The sequence below is a fragment of the Streptomyces sp. NPDC006314 genome, from assembly GCF_040613075.1.
Lineage (GTDB): Bacteria > Actinomycetota > Actinomycetes > Streptomycetales > Streptomycetaceae > Streptomyces.
This window is the reverse complement of record NZ_JBEXRL010000003.1, coordinates 39,402-57,346: the sequence shown is the minus strand read 5'-3', so window position 1 is coordinate 57,346 and position 17,945 is coordinate 39,402. Positions and strand designations below refer to the sequence as shown.

15 protein-coding genes and 4 tRNA genes are annotated in these 17,945 nt (G+C 69.8%); 9 read left to right on the top strand and 10 right to left on the bottom strand.

Features of this window, described 5'->3' with window-relative positions; genetic code table 11:
• The first annotated feature begins 20 nt into the window (after window positions 1-20).
• The 3 genes from ABZ079_RS05880 (at window position 21) to purM (ending at window position 3,348) form a co-directional block, all read left to right on the top strand.
• Window positions 21-476: an META domain-containing protein gene (locus ABZ079_RS05880; protein ID WP_356938176.1), complete on the top strand. Its 456-nt coding sequence runs from the start codon at window positions 21-23 to the stop codon at window positions 474-476.
• Window positions 477-677: 201 nt separating this feature from the next.
• Window positions 678-2,207 carry an amidophosphoribosyltransferase gene (gene purF / locus ABZ079_RS05875; RefSeq protein WP_356938175.1) on the top strand — a complete coding sequence of 510 codons (1,530 nt, stop codon included), beginning with the start codon at window positions 678-680 and terminating at the stop codon, window positions 2,205-2,207.
• A 43-nt stretch (window positions 2,208-2,250) separates the two neighbouring features.
• The gene (purM, locus tag ABZ079_RS05870; protein WP_356938174.1) at window positions 2,251-3,348 is read left to right on the top strand and encodes a phosphoribosylformylglycinamidine cyclo-ligase; all 1,098 of its coding nucleotides are present in this window, start codon (window positions 2,251-2,253) and stop codon (window positions 3,346-3,348) included.
• A gap of 66 nt (window positions 3,349-3,414) precedes the next feature.
• Here the strand turns inward: purM and ABZ079_RS05865 are convergent, their stop codons facing one another.
• Together ABZ079_RS05865 and ABZ079_RS05860 are read right to left on the bottom strand one after the other, a co-directional pair.
• Window positions 3,415-3,666: a DUF3073 domain-containing protein gene (locus ABZ079_RS05865; protein ID WP_356938173.1), complete on the bottom strand. Its 252-nt coding sequence runs from the start codon at window positions 3,664-3,666 to the stop codon at window positions 3,415-3,417.
• Window positions 3,667-3,956: 290 nt separating this feature from the next.
• A complete protein-coding gene (locus tag ABZ079_RS05860) occupies window positions 3,957-5,063 on the bottom strand; it encodes a Glu/Leu/Phe/Val dehydrogenase dimerization domain-containing protein (RefSeq protein ID WP_356938172.1) in 1,107 nt (368 codons plus the stop codon).
• Window positions 5,064-5,263: 200 nt separating this feature from the next.
• Here ABZ079_RS05860 and ABZ079_RS05855 point away from each other — a divergent pair, with 200 nt between their 5' ends.
• The gene (locus tag ABZ079_RS05855; RefSeq protein ID WP_356938171.1) at window positions 5,264-6,106 is read left to right on the top strand and encodes a hypothetical protein; all 843 of its coding nucleotides are present in this window, start codon (window positions 5,264-5,266) and stop codon (window positions 6,104-6,106) included.
• Between the two features lie 563 nt (window positions 6,107-6,669).
• Entirely contained in the window at window positions 6,670-6,876 is a 207-nt protein-coding gene (bldC, locus tag ABZ079_RS05850) for a developmental transcriptional regulator BldC (protein WP_003949541.1), read from the top strand.
• A gap of 459 nt (window positions 6,877-7,335) precedes the next feature.
• Here the strand turns inward: bldC and ABZ079_RS05845 are convergent, their stop codons facing one another.
• The 4 genes from ABZ079_RS05845 to ABZ079_RS05830 form a co-directional block, all read right to left on the bottom strand.
• The gene (locus ABZ079_RS05845; protein ID WP_356938170.1) at window positions 7,336-7,527 is read right to left on the bottom strand and encodes a DUF6274 family protein; all 192 of its coding nucleotides are present in this window, start codon (window positions 7,525-7,527) and stop codon (window positions 7,336-7,338) included.
• A gap of 217 nt (window positions 7,528-7,744) precedes the next feature.
• Window positions 7,745-7,819: transfer RNA gene (locus ABZ079_RS05840), tRNA-Asp, on the bottom strand.
• Window positions 7,820-7,915: 96 nt separating this feature from the next.
• On the bottom strand, window positions 7,916-11,872 hold the full coding sequence (hrpA, locus tag ABZ079_RS05835; protein ID WP_356938169.1) for an ATP-dependent RNA helicase HrpA: 3,957 nt from the start codon (window positions 11,870-11,872) through the stop codon (window positions 7,916-7,918).
• A 271-nt stretch (window positions 11,873-12,143) separates the two neighbouring features.
• A complete protein-coding gene (locus ABZ079_RS05830) occupies window positions 12,144-12,359 on the bottom strand; it encodes a hypothetical protein (protein WP_356938168.1) in 216 nt (71 codons plus the stop codon).
• 115 nt (window positions 12,360-12,474) lie between these two features.
• On the opposite strand from ABZ079_RS05830, the gene ABZ079_RS05825 reads away from it, so the two are divergent.
• Entirely contained in the window at window positions 12,475-12,675 is a 201-nt protein-coding gene (locus tag ABZ079_RS05825; protein ID WP_356938167.1) for a DUF1918 domain-containing protein, read from the top strand.
• A gap of 96 nt (window positions 12,676-12,771) precedes the next feature.
• Here the strand turns inward: ABZ079_RS05825 and ABZ079_RS05820 are convergent.
• From ABZ079_RS05820 to ABZ079_RS05805, 4 genes are all read right to left on the bottom strand, one after another.
• Window positions 12,772-12,845 (bottom strand) — tRNA-Phe (locus tag ABZ079_RS05820).
• 24 nt (window positions 12,846-12,869) lie between these two features.
• A tRNA-Asp gene (locus ABZ079_RS05815) sits at window positions 12,870-12,944 on the bottom strand.
• Between the two features lie 36 nt (window positions 12,945-12,980).
• Window positions 12,981-13,053 (bottom strand) — tRNA-Glu (locus tag ABZ079_RS05810).
• 80 nt (window positions 13,054-13,133) lie between these two features.
• A complete protein-coding gene (locus ABZ079_RS05805; protein ID WP_356938166.1) occupies window positions 13,134-14,705 on the bottom strand; it encodes a metallophosphoesterase in 1,572 nt (523 codons plus the stop codon).
• Between the two features lie 119 nt (window positions 14,706-14,824).
• Here ABZ079_RS05805 and ABZ079_RS05800 point away from each other — a divergent pair, with 119 nt between their 5' ends.
• The 3 genes from ABZ079_RS05800 to ABZ079_RS05790 form a co-directional block, all read left to right on the top strand.
• Window positions 14,825-15,175, top strand: coding sequence for a metallopeptidase family protein (locus tag ABZ079_RS05800; protein ID WP_356938165.1), 351 nt, complete (start codon window positions 14,825-14,827; stop codon window positions 15,173-15,175).
• 88 nt (window positions 15,176-15,263) lie between these two features.
• On the top strand, window positions 15,264-15,773 hold the full coding sequence (locus ABZ079_RS05795; protein ID WP_356938164.1) for a hypothetical protein: 510 nt from the start codon (window positions 15,264-15,266) through the stop codon (window positions 15,771-15,773).
• Window positions 15,774-16,084: 311 nt separating this feature from the next.
• Window positions 16,085-17,945 (top strand): DEAD/DEAH box helicase (locus ABZ079_RS05790; protein WP_356938163.1); only part of this gene is annotated, 1,861 nt, incomplete at its 3' end.

Sequence of the window (17,945 nt, the reverse complement as noted above, 5' to 3'; positions counted from 1 at the left end):
CGGCGACCCGTCGAATCCGTATGAACCGGCACAAGCAGCGCATGACCCTGATGGCGGCCACCGTGCTCCTCCCGCTCGCGGTGGCCTGTGGCAGCGAGAAGGCGGACAGTGGTTCGGTGAGCGTCCAGCAGCCGGTGACCGGGATCGACTGGCGGGTCGACGGCGTCACCATCGGCGGTACGACCCGGCACGCGCCCGCCACCGCCCACCTCCGTATCGACGAGGACGGCAAGGCGGCCGGCAACCTCGGCTGCAACCGGTTCAGCGCCCGGGTCACCGTGCACGGCGACCGGATCACCTTCGGTGACCTGCGGACGACCAGGATGGCCTGCGCTCCGGACCGGATGGACTTCGAGCGCACCCTCGCCCGCACCCTCACCACCGGCACGCTCACCGCCAAGGCCGACGACGCGAAGCTCACGCTCACCGACGGCGACGGCGACCGCGTCCACCTCAGCCGCGGCGCACCCGAATGATGTGCGACACCTCACTCACGCATACGGCGAAGAGGCCCGCAACCGCGCCGCGCAGCCCGCCCGGGGCCCGGAGCAGCCGCTGAAAAGCCGATCTGACCAGGCAAAACGAGGAATCCCCCAAGGTGATCGACAACGCCCGGTCCGGGACGGGCGCGTATCCCCAATTCGGACCAGTGGTCGACCTCGCCTACACTCGGAAACGTGCCACGTGGTGACGGTCGACTCAATCACGATCTGCTTCCCGGCGAAAAGGGCCCCCAGGACGCTTGCGGCGTCTTCGGCGTCTGGGCTCCGGGTGAAGAGGTCGCAAAGCTCACGTACTTCGGGCTCTACGCCCTCCAGCACCGGGGTCAGGAATCCGCGGGAATCGCGGTCAGCAACGGCTCCCAGATCCTCGTCTTCAAGGACATGGGCCTGGTCTCCCAGGTCTTCGACGAGACCTCGCTCGGTTCGCTCCAAGGTCACATCGCGGTCGGACACGCCCGCTACTCGACCACCGGTGCCTCCGTGTGGGAGAACGCCCAGCCGACGTTCCGTGCCACCGCGCACGGCTCGATCGCGCTCGGCCACAACGGCAACCTGGTCAACACGGCGCAGCTCGCCGAGATGGTCGCCGACCTGCCGAGCGACAACAACAGCCGCTCCACGCGGGTCGCGGCCACCAACGACACCGACCTGCTGACGGCCCTGCTGGCCGCCCAGGTCGACGAGGACGGCAAGCCGCTGACCATCGAGGAGGCCGCGCACGCGGTGCTCCCGAAGGTGCGGGGCGCGTTCTCCCTCGTCTTCATGGACGAGCACACCCTCTACGCCGGCCGCGACCCGCAGGGCATCCGCCCGCTGGTCCTCGGCCGCCTGGAGCGCGGCTGGGTGGTCGCCTCCGAGTCCGCCGCCCTCGACATCTGCGGCGCCAGCTTCGTGCGGGAGATCGAGCCGGGCGAGTTCGTCGCCATCGACGAGAACGGTCTGCGCAGCTCGCGGTTCGCGGAAGCGAAGCCCAAGGGCTGTGTCTTCGAGTACGTGTACCTCGCCCGTCCGGACACCGACATCGCCGGCCGGAACGTGTACCTCTCGCGTGTGGAGATGGGCCGCCGCCTGGCCAAGGAAGCCCCGGCCGAGGCCGACCTGGTCATAGCGACCCCGGAGTCCGGCACCCCGGCCGCGATCGGCTACGCGGAGGCCTCCGGCATCCCCTTCGGCAACGGCCTGGTCAAGAACGCCTACGTGGGCCGCACCTTCATCCAGCCCTCGCAGACCATCCGCCAGCTGGGCATCCGCCTGAAGCTGAACCCGCTGAAGGAAGTCATCAAGGGCAAGCGCCTGGTCGTCGTCGACGACTCGATCGTGCGCGGCAACACCCAGCGGGCCCTGGTCCGCATGCTCCGCGAGGCGGGCGCCGCCGAGGTCCACATCCGGATCTCCTCGCCGCCCGTGAAGTGGCCCTGCTTCTTCGGTATCGACTTCGCCACCCGCGCGGAACTGATCGCCAACGGCATGACCATCGAGGAGATCGGCACCAGCCTCGGCGCCGACTCCCTGGCCTACATCTCCCTCGACGGCATGATCGAGGCGACCACGATCGCCAAGCCGAACCTGTGCCGCGCCTGCTTCGACGGCGAGTACCCGATGGAGCTGCCGGACCCCGAGCTGCTGGGCAAGCAGCTCCTGGAGACCGAGCTGGCCGCCGGGCCCGCCGCCACGGCCGCCGCCGACGCGATCCGTCGCCCGTAATCCCCGCTGTTTCACGCAGTACGACACGAAAGTTCTCAAGGTCATGTCTTCTGCCCCATTTGATCAGCGTGCTCCGCACGCGGGCACTGGTGCCAGCTACGCGAGCGCGGGCGTCGACATCGAGGCGGGCGACCGCGCCGTCGAGCTGATGAAGGAGTGGGTGAAGAAGACGCGGCGCCCCGAGGTTCTGGGCGGCCTCGGCGGTTTCGCCGGGCTCTTCGACGCCTCCGCCCTCAAGCGCTACGAGCGCCCCCTGCTCGCCTCCGCCACGGACGGCGTCGGGACGAAGGTCGACATCGCGCGCCGCCTGGGCGTCTACGACACCATCGGCCACGACCTGGTCGCCATGGTCATGGACGACATCGTGGTGTGCGGTGCCGAGCCGCTGTTCATGACGGACTACATCTGCGTCGGCAAGGTCCATCCCGAGCGCGTCGCCGCCATCGTCAAGGGCATCGCGGAGGGCTGTGTGCTGGCCGGCTGCGCCCTGGTGGGCGGTGAGACGGCGGAGCACCCCGGCCTGCTGGGCGAGGACGACTTCGACGTCGCCGGCGCCGGTACCGGGGTCGTGGAGGCCGACCGGCTGCTGGGCGCGGATCGTATCCGCCAGGGTGACGCGGTGATCGCCATGGCGGCCTCCGGGCTTCACTCCAACGGGTACTCCCTGGTCCGCCACGTGCTGCTGGACCGCGCGGGCCTGGCCCTGGAGACGGAGATCGCGGAGCTGGGCCGCACCCTCGGCGAGGAGCTGCTGGAGCCCACGAAGATCTACTCGCTGGACTGCCTGGCGCTGACCCGCACCGCCGAGGTCCATGCCTTCAGCCACATCACCGGCGGCGGACTCGCGGCCAACCTGGCCCGGGTGATCCCGGACGACCTGCACGCCGTGGTCGACCGCGCCACCTGGACCCCGGGCGCGATCTTCGACCTGGTCGGGAAGACCGGGAACGTCGAGCGCCTGGAGCTGGAGAAGACCCTCAACATGGGCGTCGGCATGATCGCGATCGTGCCCGAGGAGTCCACCGAGGTGGCCCTGGCCACGCTGGCCGACCGCGGGGTCGACGCGTGGGTCGCGGGCGAGATCACCGACCGTGGTGACAAGGAGACCGGCGCCGAGCTGGTCGGCGACTACGCCGTCTGAACCTGCGGGTAGCACAGAACCCGGTCGGTGGCAGTGCCACCGACCGGGTAGGTGCTGAGTACTAGGTCAAGCGCCGCGACGGTGCTGTGAGGGACCCTCGTCCTCTTCCTCGTCGTCGTCCCCATAGAGGTCGGCGTACCGAGAGTAAAGATCGTCCTCGTCATCCTCATCGTCCTCGAACGGCTCGCCGTTCGGCGGCTGGCTCGAAGTCGATGCGCCCAGTTCACTGGCCAGACGTGACAGGTCTGTCCCACCGCTGTTGTACTTCAGCTGGCGGGCGACCTTCGTCTGCTTGGCCTTGGCCCGGCCGCGCCCCATGGCTCGACCCCCTCGGTGACGGGGCTCGACGGCCCCAGAGTCTGACACGCGTTCATGATCCGGAACGGACCCTCCGCGGAGAGGCCGGTCCGTAGGGCTTCCACGGTACCTGAGCCCGCGCCCATACGGTACGTCGCCCGCACCACGCGCGTGTGCACAGGACCTTCGAGGCGCCCCGTCCTCGCTGGTCAGTGGCGATTTTAACCACTTATCGGGGAACGACCCGCCGGTGGAAGTGAGAGTTCTCTCTAAGTTCCCGCCGACGGGTACCGCTCACGTGTGCGATCGCCTCACCGCGCCGTGCGGCCCGCGCGGGCCTCGGCCATCCGCTGCTCGGCGATCCGGTCGGCCGCGGCGGCCGGCGGAATACCGTCATCCTTCGCACGTGCGAATATGGCCAGCGTGGTGTCGAAGATCTTCGCCGCCTTGGCCTTGCACCGGTCGAAGTCGAACCCGTGCAACTCGTCGGCCACCTGGATGACCCCGCCGGCGTTCACCACGTAGTCCGGCGCGTAGAGGATCCCGCGGTCGGCGAGGTCCTTCTCCACGCCCGGGTGGGCGAGCTGGTTGTTGGCCGCGCCGCACACCACCCGGGCGGTGAGCACCGGCACGCTGTCGTCGTTCAGGGCACCGCCGAGGGCGCAGGGGGCGTAGATGTCGAGCCCCTCGACCCGGATCAGCGCCTCGGTGTCGGCGACGGCCGACACGCCTTCGGCGTACTGGTCGACGATCCGCTGGACGGCGTCCGCGCGCACGTCCGTGATCACGACCTCGGCGCCCTCGTCGCGCAGGTGCCTCACCAGGTGGTGACCCACCTTGCCGACGCCGGCGATACCGACCTTGCGGCCGCGGAGCGAGGGGTCGCCCCACAGGTGCTGTGCGGAGGCACGCATGCCCTGGTAGACGCCGAAGGCGGTGAGCACGGAGGAATCGCCGGCGCCGCCGTTCTCGGGGGAGCGGCCGGTGGTCCAGCGGCACTCGCGGGCCACGACGTCCATGTCGGCGACGTAGGTGCCGACGTCGCACGCGGTGACGTAGCGCCCGCCGAGGGAGGCGACCATGCGCCCGTAGGCGAGGAGCAGCTCCTCGGTCTTGTCGCGCTCCGGGTCGCCGATGATCACGGCCTTGCCGCCGCCGTGGTCCAGTCCGGCCATGGCGTTCTTGTACGACATCCCGCGCGCGAGGTTGAGGGCGTCGGCCACGGCCTCGGCATCGGTCGCGTACGGGTAGAAGCGGGTGCCGCCGAGGGCCGGGCCCAGGGCGGTGGAGTGGATGGCGATCACGGCCCTCAGACCGGTCGCGCGGTCCTGGCAGAGCACGACCTGCTCATGGCCGCCCTGGTCCGAGTGGAACAGGGTGTGCAGGACATCAGCAGGTGCGCCGGTTACGTCGGTCACTGTGGTGACTCCTGTGTAAGTAGCGGCGGGCGGGGCTCAGCCCCCGTACGGGTGGCGGGTGCTGTGGCATGAGCGTAGAGCCTCCGCACGACCACCATCCGCGCAGTGTTCAGGATCACTCGCCCAAGCCCTCCGCGCACGTATCGCCGTGGCACGATTTGCAGTGGTTTCGAGCCGGGTGCGATGGGGAGGGAGCAGGCGTGCCCAAGGTGTCCTCCGTGATCGTCCCCTACGCGGCGTACCTGCGCGTGTACGAGCCGCTGGGCGCCTTCCCGGAGCCGGAGCGCAGCCACTGGGCGCGCTACGCCCGCCGTCCCGACCGCCCCTCCTATCAGGACGAACTGCGCCGCTCGCTCGCCGGCCTGCTGCCCATACCGCCGATCGCGGTACCGGTGCACGAGAGCGGGGACGCCTTCGTGCTGGAGGCCGACGGGGTGACCTGCGTGTGTCCCTGGCGGACCCGGCTGCGCGGCTGGCAGGCCCTCGACGAACTCGAGGAGGAGCTGCCCCCGCCGGTGCTGGACGCGGTGCTGCCGCCGGTGGTGCGCCGCCAGGCCGCCCAGGACTACGAGCGCTGGCTGGCCCGCAACCCCGATGCCCGCCCGTGGATCCGCACGGCGACCTGGCAGGTGCCGCTGAACTGGTTCGTGCTGGTCTCCGACGAGGAGCGCCGGTACGACGAGGGGACCGCCGAGGTGCCCCCTGTGCTGCGCTACCGCACGCCCATGGTGCAGGCCCGCCGCCGGGTGGCGCGGGCGCTGCGCACGCTGAAGGACACCCTCGATGAGGGCCCGCTGATCGACGGGCTGGTGGACGTCGGCCGCTGGCTGGAGGAGTTCCACCCGCGCTCGCGGGTGGAACTGGACTACGGCGGCCTGGTGCACGTGCTGCCGGCCGGTGAGCTGGAAGGCGATCACTCGGCGGCGGACGTGGCCGAGGGCATCGAGGCGCTGCGCCGGGGCGACGGAGCGGCGGCCGGAGAGGCCTACGGGCGGCTCGTCGAGCGGTGGCGGGCGGTGCGGGACCGGCGTTCGGCCAACTGACGAACTGACGTTTCAACAGAAACACCCAGATAGTGACCCGGGTCACAGCTCAGATGTCGTCGAACAGCGTACGGTCAACGACACTTCACCAGCTGACGGGGCGTTGGTCCCGATCCCGGCCTTTTGTGTCGAGGATGGCTGAAGCGTGACGGACCGCACGTACTGGGCCCTTGCGCCTCTTGCCCCTCCTCATGCCAAAATAGGACAAGGAGTCCGGGGAGGGCTCCGTCCGTCCAACTGTGCTCCATTGTGGGCGGAATCTCAGCATTGCACGCTTTGGGGGGTCTGGTGACTCCTGATCGCCACTGTGACTGATCGTCACAGTGGCGTGACTGTCCGCTATGGCATGGTCCATCGGCTTCCGTCGCTGATGAACACCTGGGAGGGCAATTCCATCGGTTTGGCCGACGCGGCTGGACAGATGGTGTAGTTGTAGTGCCGAGGACAAGCCGTTCGTCCTATAACCGACTCGACTCGCGTCCGCCATTTCGGGCAACGCGGGTCAAGGTGCAGAATTTAGAGGAAAGAACCGAGAAGGTTCGGTTCTCCCGAGGAGGCCGCTCATGACCGCTCGCACCCCTGATGCCGAGCCGCTGCTGACCCCGGCTGAGGTCGCCACCATGTTCCGCGTCGACCCCAAGACGGTCACGCGGTGGGCGAAGGCCGGCAAGCTCACGTCCATCCGTACGCTCGGCGGGCATCGCCGCTACCGCGAGGCCGAGGTCCGCGCTCTGCTCGCGGGCATTCCGCAGCAGCGCAGCGAGGCCTGAACAACTGAACAGCGGGCGATACGGCTGGTCCCCCAACCCACCGAGGCGCCCGGAACCCTAGCGCCAAGCGACGCGGGACCTGCCCCAACAGGCCCCTCGCCCAAGCCGAAGAGAACGTTGTAGGCAGCGACACAGGGTGCGTCGTAGATCGCGCTGGACTCCGCCGGGTCCAGCGCGATCTTTTTTGTGCGCTGGTCCTGGCTGTGCGGGGCCTCGGTGAGCGGGCTTGCCGGAGTCCGGGGAGGGGAGTCGGGAGTTCCGTGCGCGGCCTCTGAACGAGGTGCCATTGCACATATTAAATTGACCACTTGTATGACGGGGGTAAGTGCCACCCTTTTAGAAAGTCATGCAGTGACTCCCGTCACAGGCCGGGCGGCTTGTTGCCCGTGGCCCGGGTGCACTAGTGGAAGCGTGTGTTCCAGCGTCCCGTGCACCGAGGGGGGTTGGCGCCGACGCGGGTCACGCGCTCCGGGAGCCTTCGTCCTCGCCGATCTCTTCGCTCGTGTCCTGCGGCCGTGGCCCGGCGTCCATCGCCAGCCGCAGCAGGTGACGGCAGACGGGGCAGTGGCGGGTGAGGTGCCGGTAGGACGAGGCAGCCGACAGATGCGCCCTCAGAAGCGCCCTCGTCTCGTGCCTGGCCGATGCCGCCATACGCCACCTCCGGGGCCATACAGGAGGAACGAGCCCTGCTCCCTGAGTACCGAGCGAATGTGACGTCGTCAAGGGCGCGGACGCCCGCGGGGGCGCCGGCCGGGAACGTCGTAAGGGCCCCCGAGGGGGCCCTTACGCGTGAGGCCGGTGTCTTCTGCCGGCGCGGGGAACGAGTGAGGCCCGCGTCCTTGTCGGGCGCGGGCCTCACTCATCTATGCGGTCCTGACGGGATTTGAACCCGCGGCCTCCACCTTGACAGGGTGGCGAGCACTCCAAACTGCTCCACAGGACCAGGTTTCGCGGCGCTCGACTCGCTGTTTTGCGCTGCGAGAAGAGACTGTACAGGAGGCGAGTCGCCTGGTCGAACTCACCCCCTGTGCGCGGCCGGTTACGGGACCGCCGCGTCGATCGCCTTCACGATCCGCTTGTCGGAGACGGGGTACGCCGTGCCCAGCGCGTGGGCGAAATAACTGACCCGCAGCTCCTCGATCATCCAGCGGATGTCCAGGACCGAGGCGGGGATCGGCCGGCCCTGGGGGAGCTGTTCCAGGAGCCAGGCGTACTCGTCCTGCATCTCGTGGACCTTCTCCATGCGCGTGGTGTCCCGCTGGACACCGGTCGGCATCTGCTGCAGACGCCGGTCGGCGGCCACCAGGTAGCGCACCAGGTCGGGGAGGCGTCGTATGCCGGCCCAGGTGACGAAGCCGGGCTTCACGAGGGCGTCCAGCTGCTTGCGGACGTCGGTCAGGTTCGCCAGCAGTGCCGGGCTGCGTACGGCCTTCAGACGGCGCTCACAGGCCTGCCAGGCCGCCAGGACCTGCTGTACCTGGCCCACCGTGCGGACCGTCGTGTCCACGATCTCCGCACGCACCTTGTCGTACAGCTTCCGGTACGACTCCTCGTCCCACGCCGGCCCGCCGAAGTCCCCGATCAGCTTGTCCGCCGCGGCCATCGCGCAGTCGTCGAACAGGGCCTGCACGGAGCCGTGCGGGTTGGCCGACAGGGCCAGTTTCTGGGCGTTCGTCAGCTTGTCGGAGGCGAACTTCGCCGCGTTCACCGGGATGTTGCGCAGGATCAGGCGACGGGTGCCCTTCCACATGGCCTCGGACTGTTCCGCCTCGGTGTCGAAGAGGCGGACCGAGACCGTGTCGCCGTCGTCCACCAGCGCCGGGTACGCCTTGACCGGCTGGCCGGCCCGGCGGGTCTCGAAGACGCGGGTGAGTGTGCCGATCGTCCAGTCGGTCAGGCCCTTGCGTTCCAGGGACTCGCCGCCCTCCCGGGACGCGGTCGCGGCCGCCGCCTGGGACAGGGCTTGGCGCGCCTTCGGCTTCAGGCGCAGCTTCAGCGCCTCCAGGTCCTTGTCCTCGGCCAGCTTGCGGCGCCGCTCGTCCACGATCCTGAAAGTGATCTTCAGGTGGTCCGGGACCTTCGCCCAGTCGAAGTCGTCCGCCTCGAAGGGGACGCCCACCCTGCGCTTCAGCTCGCGCGCCATCGTCACGGTGAGCGGCTCCTGAAGGGGCACCGCCTTCTCCAGGAAGGCCTTCGCGTAGTTCGGCGCGGGCACGTAGTGACGGCGGATCGGCTTCGGCAGGGAGCGGATCAGCTCCGTCACCACCTCCTCGCGCAGGCCCGGGATCTGCCAGTCGAAGCCCTCGTCCGTGACCTGGTTGAGGACCTGGAGGGGGATGTGCACGGTCACGCCGTCCGCGTCCGCCCCCGGCTCGAACTGGTACGTCACCCGGAACTTGAGCGGCCCCTGCCGCCAGGTGTCCGGGTAGTCGGCCTTGGTGACCGCCTCCGCCGACTCCCGGATGAGCATCTCCCGCTCGAAGTCCAGGAAGTCCGGCTGCTCGTGCCGCTTCCGCTTCCACCAGGAGTCGAAGTGGGCACCGGACACGACGTGTTGGGGCACCCGCTGGTCGTAGAAGTCGAACAGCGTCTCGTCGTCCACGACGATGTCCCGGCGCCGGGCGCGGTGCTCCAGCTCCTCGACCTCGCTGAGGAGTTTGCGGTTGTCGGCGAAGAACTTGTGGTGCGTGCGCCAGTCCCCCTCGACCAGCGCGTTGCGGATGAACAGCTCGCGGCTGACCTCGGGGTCGATGCGGCCGTAGTTCACCTTCCGCTGGGCGACGATCGGGACGCCGTAGAGCGTGACCTTCTCGTACGCCATCACGGCCGCCTGGTCCTTCTCCCAGTGCGGTTCGCTGTACGTGCGCTTGAGCAGGTGACCGGCGAGCGGTTCCACCCACTCGGGCTCGATCTTCGCGTTGACCCGGGCCCACAGGCGCGAGGTCTCCACCAGCTCGGCCGACATCACGAACCGGGGCTGCTTCCTGAACAGCGCCGAGCCCGGGAAGATCGCGAACCTGGCGCTGCGGGCGCCCAGGTACTCGTTCTTGTTGCCGTCCTTCACGTCCTTCATCCCGATGTGGGAGAGGAGGCCGGCGAGGAGGGAGACGTGGATGCGGTCGGCGGGGGCGTCGGTGCCCGCCGAAGGCTCCTCGAGGTGCATGCCCATCTGCTTGGCCACCGTGCGCAGCTGGCTGTAGATGTCCTGCCACTCACGGATGCGCAGGAAGTTCAGGTACTCCTGCTTGCACATCCGGCGGAACGAGCTGGATCCCCGCTCCTTCTGCTGCTCGCGGACGTACCGCCACAGGTTCAGGTACGCGAGGAAGTCGCTGGTCTCGTCCTTGAAGCGGGCGTGCTGCTGGTCGGCCTGGGCCTGCTTCTCGGCCGGGCGCTCGCGCGGGTCCTGGATGGACAGCGCGGCCGCGATCACCATCACCTCGCGGACACAGCCGTTCTCGTCGGCTTCCAGGACCATGCGGGCCAGGCGCGGGTCGACGGGCAGCTGGGCGAGCTTCCGGCCGGTGTCGGTGAGCCGCTTGCGCGGGTCCTTCTGGGCCGGGTCAAGCGCGCCCAGCTCCTGCAGCAGCTGCACGCCGTCGCGGATGTTGCGGTGGTCCGGCGGGTCGATGAAGGGGAACTTCTCGATGTCGCCGAGGCCGGCAGCGGTCATCTGCAGGATGACGGAGGCGAGGTTCGTACGGAGGATCTCCGCGTCCGTGAACTCCGGGCGGGCCAGGAAGTCGTCCTCGCTGTACAGGCGGATACAGATGCCGTCGGACGTACGGCCGCAGCGGCCCTTGCGCTGGTTGGCGCTGGCCTGGGAGATCGGCTCGATGGGCAGCCGCTGCACCTTGGTGCGGTGGCTGTAGCGGCTGATCCGGGCGAAGCCGGGGTCGATCACGTACTTGATGCCGGGGACGGTCAGCGAGGTCTCGGCGACGTTGGTCGCCAGAACGATCCTGCGCCCGGTGTGCGGCTGGAAGACGCGGTGCTGCTCGGCGTGCGAGAGCCGGGCGTAGAGGGGCAGCACCTCCACGAACCGGTACTTCTTCTTCTCCAGGGCGTCCGCGGTGTCCCGGATCTCCCGCTCGCCGGAGAGGAAGACGAGGATGTCGCCCTTCCCCTCCGCCATCAGCTCCTCGACGGCGTCGGTGATCGCGGTGATCTGGTCCCGGTCGGCGTCCTCGGCGTCCTCTTCGAGAAGCGGCCGGTAGCGGACCTCCACGGGGTACGTCCGGCCGCTGACCTCGATGATCGGGGCATCACCGAAGTGCCGCGAGAACCGCTCGGGATCGATGGTCGCCGAGGTGATGACGACCTTCAGGTCCGGCCGCTTCGGCAGCAGCTGGGCGAGGTAGCCGAGCAGGAAGTCGATGTTGAGGGACCGCTCGTGGGCCTCGTCGATGATGATCGTGTCGTAGGCGCGCAGCTCACGGTCGGTCTGGATCTCGGCGAGCAGGATGCCGTCCGTCATCAGCTTGATGAAGGTCGCGTCCTGGTTCACCTGGTCGGTGAAGCGGACCTTCCAGCCGACGGCCTCGCCGAGCGGGGTCCTCATCTCCTCCGCGACCCGCTCGGCGACGGTACGGGCGGCGATACGGCGGGGCTGGGTGTGGCCGATCATGCCCCGGACGCCGCGTCCCAGCTCCAGACAGATCTTCGGGATCTGCGTCGTCTTTCCGGAACCGGTCTCACCGGCGACGATGACGACCTGGTGATCGCGGATGGCGGCCGCGATCTCGTCCTTCTTCTGGCTGACGGGCAGCTGTTCGGGGTACGTGACCGCGGGCACGCGGGAGCGCCGCTCGGCCATCCGGGCCTCGGCCTTGCCGACCTCGGCGTCGATCTCGGCGAGGACGGCGGCGCGGGCCTCCGGCTTACGGATCTTGCGCGCGCCCTCCAGCCGCCGACCGAGCCGGTGCGCGTCGCGCAGCGACAGCTCGGTCAGTCGGGGGGCGAGGGCGCCGAGGGCGGGGGCGGGATGCGTAGACATACGCGGTCCAGGATCTCACCCCGTGCAAAAAACACGCGAACGATTTGACCGGCGTCGGCACCGACCCACCCCAGCCACCCCGCGGCGGCACGCAAAGCCCTCAGCGAGAGCGGTTCTCCATGGCCGACCCGACCCGCGCTGCTGGCCGGCCGGGCGCCGTCCCGTGCGCGGTCTTCCCGATCTGGCGGCGCCGGCACCCGGGTGGCCGCCCGGCACGCGCGGCCCGGGAACTGCGCTGGGCGGGCGGCGCTGTGAGGGGCGCGGTGCCGAGCTAGGCGGTGGTCACGCTGCCGACCGAGGTGAAGGCGGCGGTGAGCACACCGACGATCACGGCGTACGGTAAGGCCCCGTTCGTCGAACGGGGCAGCTGGGTCGTCGAGCGCACCATCTCCTGGCTGCGCGGCTTCCGGCGCTTGCGTATCCGCTCTACGCACACGCCTCCCTGGACGAACAGCGGAAGGCGCTCCGGACGCTTGGTGGGACCCACGCTTGATCCCTCGCGCCCTTACAGGTGATCTTGCCTCAAGACCCATGACATCCACGGGCGACCCCGTCACGCTGGGTGCCGGAGTGACCCATGTCTCTAGATAGGGGAGATCGGTATGTATGCCAGCAAAGGGGATCGGCTTGTCATCCACGGCCGCGTTGCCGGACAGCGGGATCACGTCGTGGAGATCGTGGAAGTCCTTGGACCGGACGGGACACCGCCGTACCGCGTGAGGTCTGAGAACGGCCACGAGACGATCATGTCCCCAGGGCCTGACAGCGTCGTCGACCATCGCGAGGCTGGAGACCAGCTCTAGCTGCGACGGTCGTTGGCGTACCGGTTGGCGTAGCCGACATGAAAACACCCCCTCTGGAAGATTCCAGAGGAGGTGTTTACCCAAGCAGGGCGGCTGTGGCTGGGGCCGGGGTCGAACCGGCGACCTTCCGCTTTTCAGGCGGACGCTCGTACCAACTGAGCTACCCAGCCACGGTGTTTCACGTGAAACACCAGCGGTCCTGACGGGATTTGAACCCGCGGCCTCCACCTTGACAGGGTGGCGAGCACTCCAAACTGCTCCACAGGACCAAGCTTGTGTGCAACAGTGTCGCACACGATCTTGCGTGCCCCCAACGGGATTCGAACCCGTGCTACCGCCTTGAAAGGGCGGCGTCCTAGGCCGCTAGACGATGAGGGCTATCGGCCCGCCTGGGCGCTTCGCAGCGCGTCGGGGACGTGAGAAGCATATGGGATGGCGGGGGGTATCGCCAAAACGGTTTACGGAGAGCCGTGGGACGGCGGCCCGGGCAGGGGGGTGGAGGACGTCGGGCTCGGGAGCGCCTCGGGACGGTTCTCATCCGCCAGATGGCGGCTGACCTCGGCCGTTGTCAGTCCCAGACCGCCCAGCTCGATCGCGTCCCAGGCCTGGAGGCGGCGGCTGTCGCGGTCGAAGTAGAGGATCGAGGTCTGGATGGGGGCGGGGTACCGGCGCTCCACCGCACGCAGGCCGCTGCCTCCGGTCGAGCCCTCCATGCGCAGCCGGGTGCCGTACTTCAGCATCCGGGTGCCCGCGTGGTGCAGGTGGCCGCACAGCACCAACGGGACTTCGCCGTCCGTCTCACGGGCCGCCGACGGCTCATGGGCGATCGCCACGTCCACCGGCGTGCCGGCCGTCCGCTGGTCGCGCAGGGCGCTGGCCAGCCGGTCACCCGCCAGCTCCTCGGAGGCGTTGCCGCCGGGCACCACCGAGCGGTCGGGGGTGAACTGCGGGTCGCCGATGCCCGCGAAGCGCAGGCCGCCGACCGTCTCCGCCCGGCCGTCGTCCAGGACGTGCACGTTCATCATGCGCTCCAGATAGCGCTGGGTGCTCCCGGAGTCGTGGTTGCCCCGCACCCAGACGTACGGCGCGCCCAGATCCCTGATCGGGTCCAGGAATCCGTTCTCCGCCGCCGTGCCGTGATCCATCGTGTCGCCCGAGTCGACGATCACGTTCACCTTGTACTGCTTGACCAGCGAGGCGATGATCTTCCAGCTCGCCGGGTTCAGGTGGATGTCCGACACATGCAGGACGCGGATGGTGGAGGGGTCGGGCCGGTAGGCCGGGAGCGTGGACGTGACGTCGTAGAGCTTGGTCACGTTCGTCACCAGGCGGGCCAACTCTTTCTGGTAGACGTCGAATCCGGTGACGATGCTGCGCGCGTTGCCGACCACGGACGGCGCCGAGCTGAGCAGCCCGGAGAACTTCGGTTCCAGGACCGACTTGGGGTTCCAGGTGGCGTACGCCGTCGCGCCCGAGGCGGCCAGCAGGGTCAGGGCCAGAGCGCCGGCCGCGAGGGCCCGGCGCGGGCGGCGGTAGACGGCGAGGCCGAGGGCCGCGGCGCCGGAGACGACGGCGACGCAGGAACGCAGGGCCAGGTCGAGGGTGCCGTGCTCGACGTCGCGGGCCACCTCGTCCTGGAGGCCGGAGAGCCGCTCGGGGTGGTCGACCAGGGCCTGCGAACGGAGCGGGTCCAGCTGGTCGACGTTGACGTCCAGGCGGACGGGGGCGACATGGCTGTCCAGGGACAGCGCGCCCAGCGGGGAGATATTGATCTTCGTGCCGCCGGTGAGGGAGGGGCGCAGCGCCATCGTCGTGTTCATCGGGCCGACCGGGGCCCGTACGTTGCCGACGATCAGCAGGCCCAGCCAGGCGCCGACGAGGACGACCGCCGTGAGGCCGAGGGCGTGGAGCCACGGACGGGGGCGCGCGGCGAGTTCCAGGGCGGGCGGTGCGGTCGTGCGCGTGCGGCGTGTGCGGTTCGGGGTCCGGTTCAGCATGCGGTCCAGGGCTGCGAGGGGGACGCGGGCCATTGGTCCCGTATGCCCATGTCCCGCCGCGGATATGCGATGACACGGCATGCGCACACCCCCGCCTCTTCCGCGCACGTACGGGCCCCGCGTACCGGCCCCTCGTACCGGACAATGGCCCTGTGCTGGAGATGACGCGCGAGGAGTTCGAGGAACTGGTCGCCGAGGCGCTCGACCGGATCCCGCCGGAGCTGACGCGGCTCATGGACAACGTGGCGGTGTTCGTCGAGGACGAACCGCCCACCGAGGACCCCGAGCTGCTCGGGCTCTACGAGGGGACCCCGCTGACCGACCGGGGCGAGTGGTACGCCGGTGTCCTGCCGGACCGGATCACCGTCTACCGGGGGCCGACGCTCAGGATGTGCGAGACCCGCGAGGACGTCGTCGTGGAGACCGAGGTGACCGTGGTGCACGAGATCGCCCACCACTTCGGCATCGACGACGCCCGGCTGCACGCCCTCGGCTACGGGTGAGCGCCGAGTCGAACGCGGCGCGTGTCCTCTTGCGGGCGGCGGGAGTTGGAGGGGTTGACTCCTTTCCTTGCCCCCGGAGGTGGCCGCCGTGCGCCCCTTGTACGTACCCGTCCGTCTGGCCGTCACGGTGCTGGCCGTCGCGGCCGCCGCCGGCTGTGTGAACGTGGGGGACGACGCGGGCCGGGCCAGGCCCGCGCACTCGGCGGGGCAGCGCGGCGGTGAGGCACCTGACGGTGGCCCGGTGGGCGGCGCGGGCGGCCTCGGGTCCGGCGATGCCGGGGCCGACGGCAAGCGCGGGCACGGCGGCAAGGTGAAGCCGGGGAAGCGGGCCTCGGCGTCGGCCGCGCCGTCCGGAGCGGGCAGCGCGTCCGTGACGTCGGCGAAGCCGGGGAAGACCGTCAAGCCCGGGGAACCGGCGCCGACCGAGGAGCAGCCGACGCCCCCGCCCACCTCCGCCCCGCCCGAGCCGCCGGCCTCCACCCCGCCCCCGCCCGCCTCGGAGCCGCCGTCGGCCGAGCCGTCCTCGTCGGCGCACGAGGAGACGGGACCCCAGCTGGTGCAGCGGGAGCCGGCGCCCGCAGCAGGCGTGTCGGTGTGAGATCGGGGGGTGCGGTGTGTTCGGCACCGCCGGATTCCGCCGTCGTGCCGTCGGGAGGAGAGTGAGGGGCGTCGCCGGGGAGGGAGCCAGGTGAAACTGCTTGACCTGCGGATATGGGGCCGGTTTGCCTTAGGGGGCGGTAGGTGCGTATGGTGGTAGATCGTTTGATCCCATTTGCCCGGCGCCACCACAGAGCGCGCCGTGTGGCGCGTACTCTCCCTTGCCGTGGCGGACCGCATTGAGGCGGTCGTGAGCGAATCACGGAGTTGACGGGCGCGTGCCGAAGAGACTCCGGAAGGTTTCGCATTCGCATGTCCGTGTCCAGTACTGACCAGATCGTCGTGTCCGAGAACGAGAACGAACTCACCGACGTGACGACCGAGGTCATCGAGGCCCCCGAGGCCGCTGACACCCCCCAGACCACCTTTGCCGACCTCGGCCTCCACGAGGGCATCGTGCGCAAGCTCGCACAGAACGGCGTCACCACCCCCTTCCCGATCCAGGCCGCGACCATCCCGGACGCCCTGGCCGGCAAGGACATCCTCGGCCGTGGCCGCACCGGCTCCGGCAAGACCCTCTCCTTCGGTCTGCCGACCCTGGCCCTGCTGGCCGGCGGCCGTACCGAGAAGAAGCGGCCCCGCGCGGTCATCCTCACCCCGACCCGCGAGCTGGCCATGCAGGTCGCCGACGCCCTCCAGCCGTACGGTGACGTCCTCGGCCTGAAGATGAAGGTCGTCTGCGGCGGCACCTCGATGGGCAACCAGATCTACGCCCTGGAGCGCGGTGTCGACATCCTCGTCGCCACCCCGGGCCGCCTGCGCGACATCATCAACCGCGGCGCCTGCTCCCTGGAGGACGTGCAGATCGCCGTCCTCGACGAGGCCGACCAGATGTCCGACCTGGGCTTCCTGCCCGAGGTCACGGAGCTGCTCGACCAGGTGCCGGCCGGCGGCCAGCGGATGCTCTTCTCCGCCACCATGGAGAACGAGATCAAGACCCTCGTCGACCGCTACCTGAACGAGCCCGTCCTGCACGAGGTGGACGCGGCCCAGGGCGCGGTGACGACCATGTCGCACCACATCCTCATCGTGAAGCCCAAGGACAAGGCGCCGGTCACCGCCGCGATCGCCTCCCGCAAGGGCCGCACGATCATCTTCGTCCGCACCCAGCTGGGCGCCGACCGCGTCGCCGAACAGCTGTGCGAGGCCGGCGTGAAGGCCGACGCGCTGCACGGCGGCATGACCCAGGGCGCCCGGACCCGCACCCTGGCCGACTTCAAGGACGGATACGTCAACGTCCTGGTCGCCACCGACGTCGCCGCCCGCGGCATCCACGTCGACGGCATCGACCTGGTCCTGAACGTGGACCCGGCCGGCGACCACAAGGACTACCTGCACCGTGCGGGCCGTACCGCGCGTGCGGGCCGTACCGGCACGGTCGTCTCCCTCTCCCTGCCGCACCAGCGCCGCCAGATCTTCCGCCTGATGGAGGACGCCGGCGTCGACGCCGCGCGCCACATCATCCAGGGCGCCGGCGCCTTCGACCCGGAGGTCGCCGAGATCACCGGCGCCCGCTCGATGACCGAGGTCCAGGCCGAGTCCGCGGCCAACGCCGCCCAGCAGGCCGAGCGCGAGGTGGCCCAGCTCACCAAGCAGCTGGAGCGCGCCCAGCGTCGCGCGACCGAGCTGCGCGAGGAGGCCGACCGGCTGGTCGCCCGGGTCGCCCGCGAGCGCGGCGAGGACCCGGAGGCGGCTGTGGCCGAGGCCCAGGCGACGGCGGCGGAGGATCTCGCCGTGGCCGAGGCGTCCGCTGCGGCGCCGCAGCAGACCGAGCGCGAGGAGCGTCCGGCGGCCGCGTCGACGTACGAGCGTCGCGAGCGCCGTCCGTTCGACCGCGACCGGGGTGAGCGGGGCTTCGAGCGCCGCGAGGACCGCCGTCCGTTCGACCGTGACCGCAATGACCGTGGTGGTCGTTCCTTCGAGCGTCGTGACGACCGCGGTGACCGTGGCTTCGAGCGTCGTGACGACCGCCGGGACGACCGTGGTGGCCGTTCCTTCGAGCGTCGTGACGAGCGTCGTCCGTTCGACCGTGACCGCAATGACCGTGGTGGTCGTTCCTTCGAGCGTCGTGACGACCGCGGTGACCGTGGCTTCGAGCGTCGTGACGACCGCC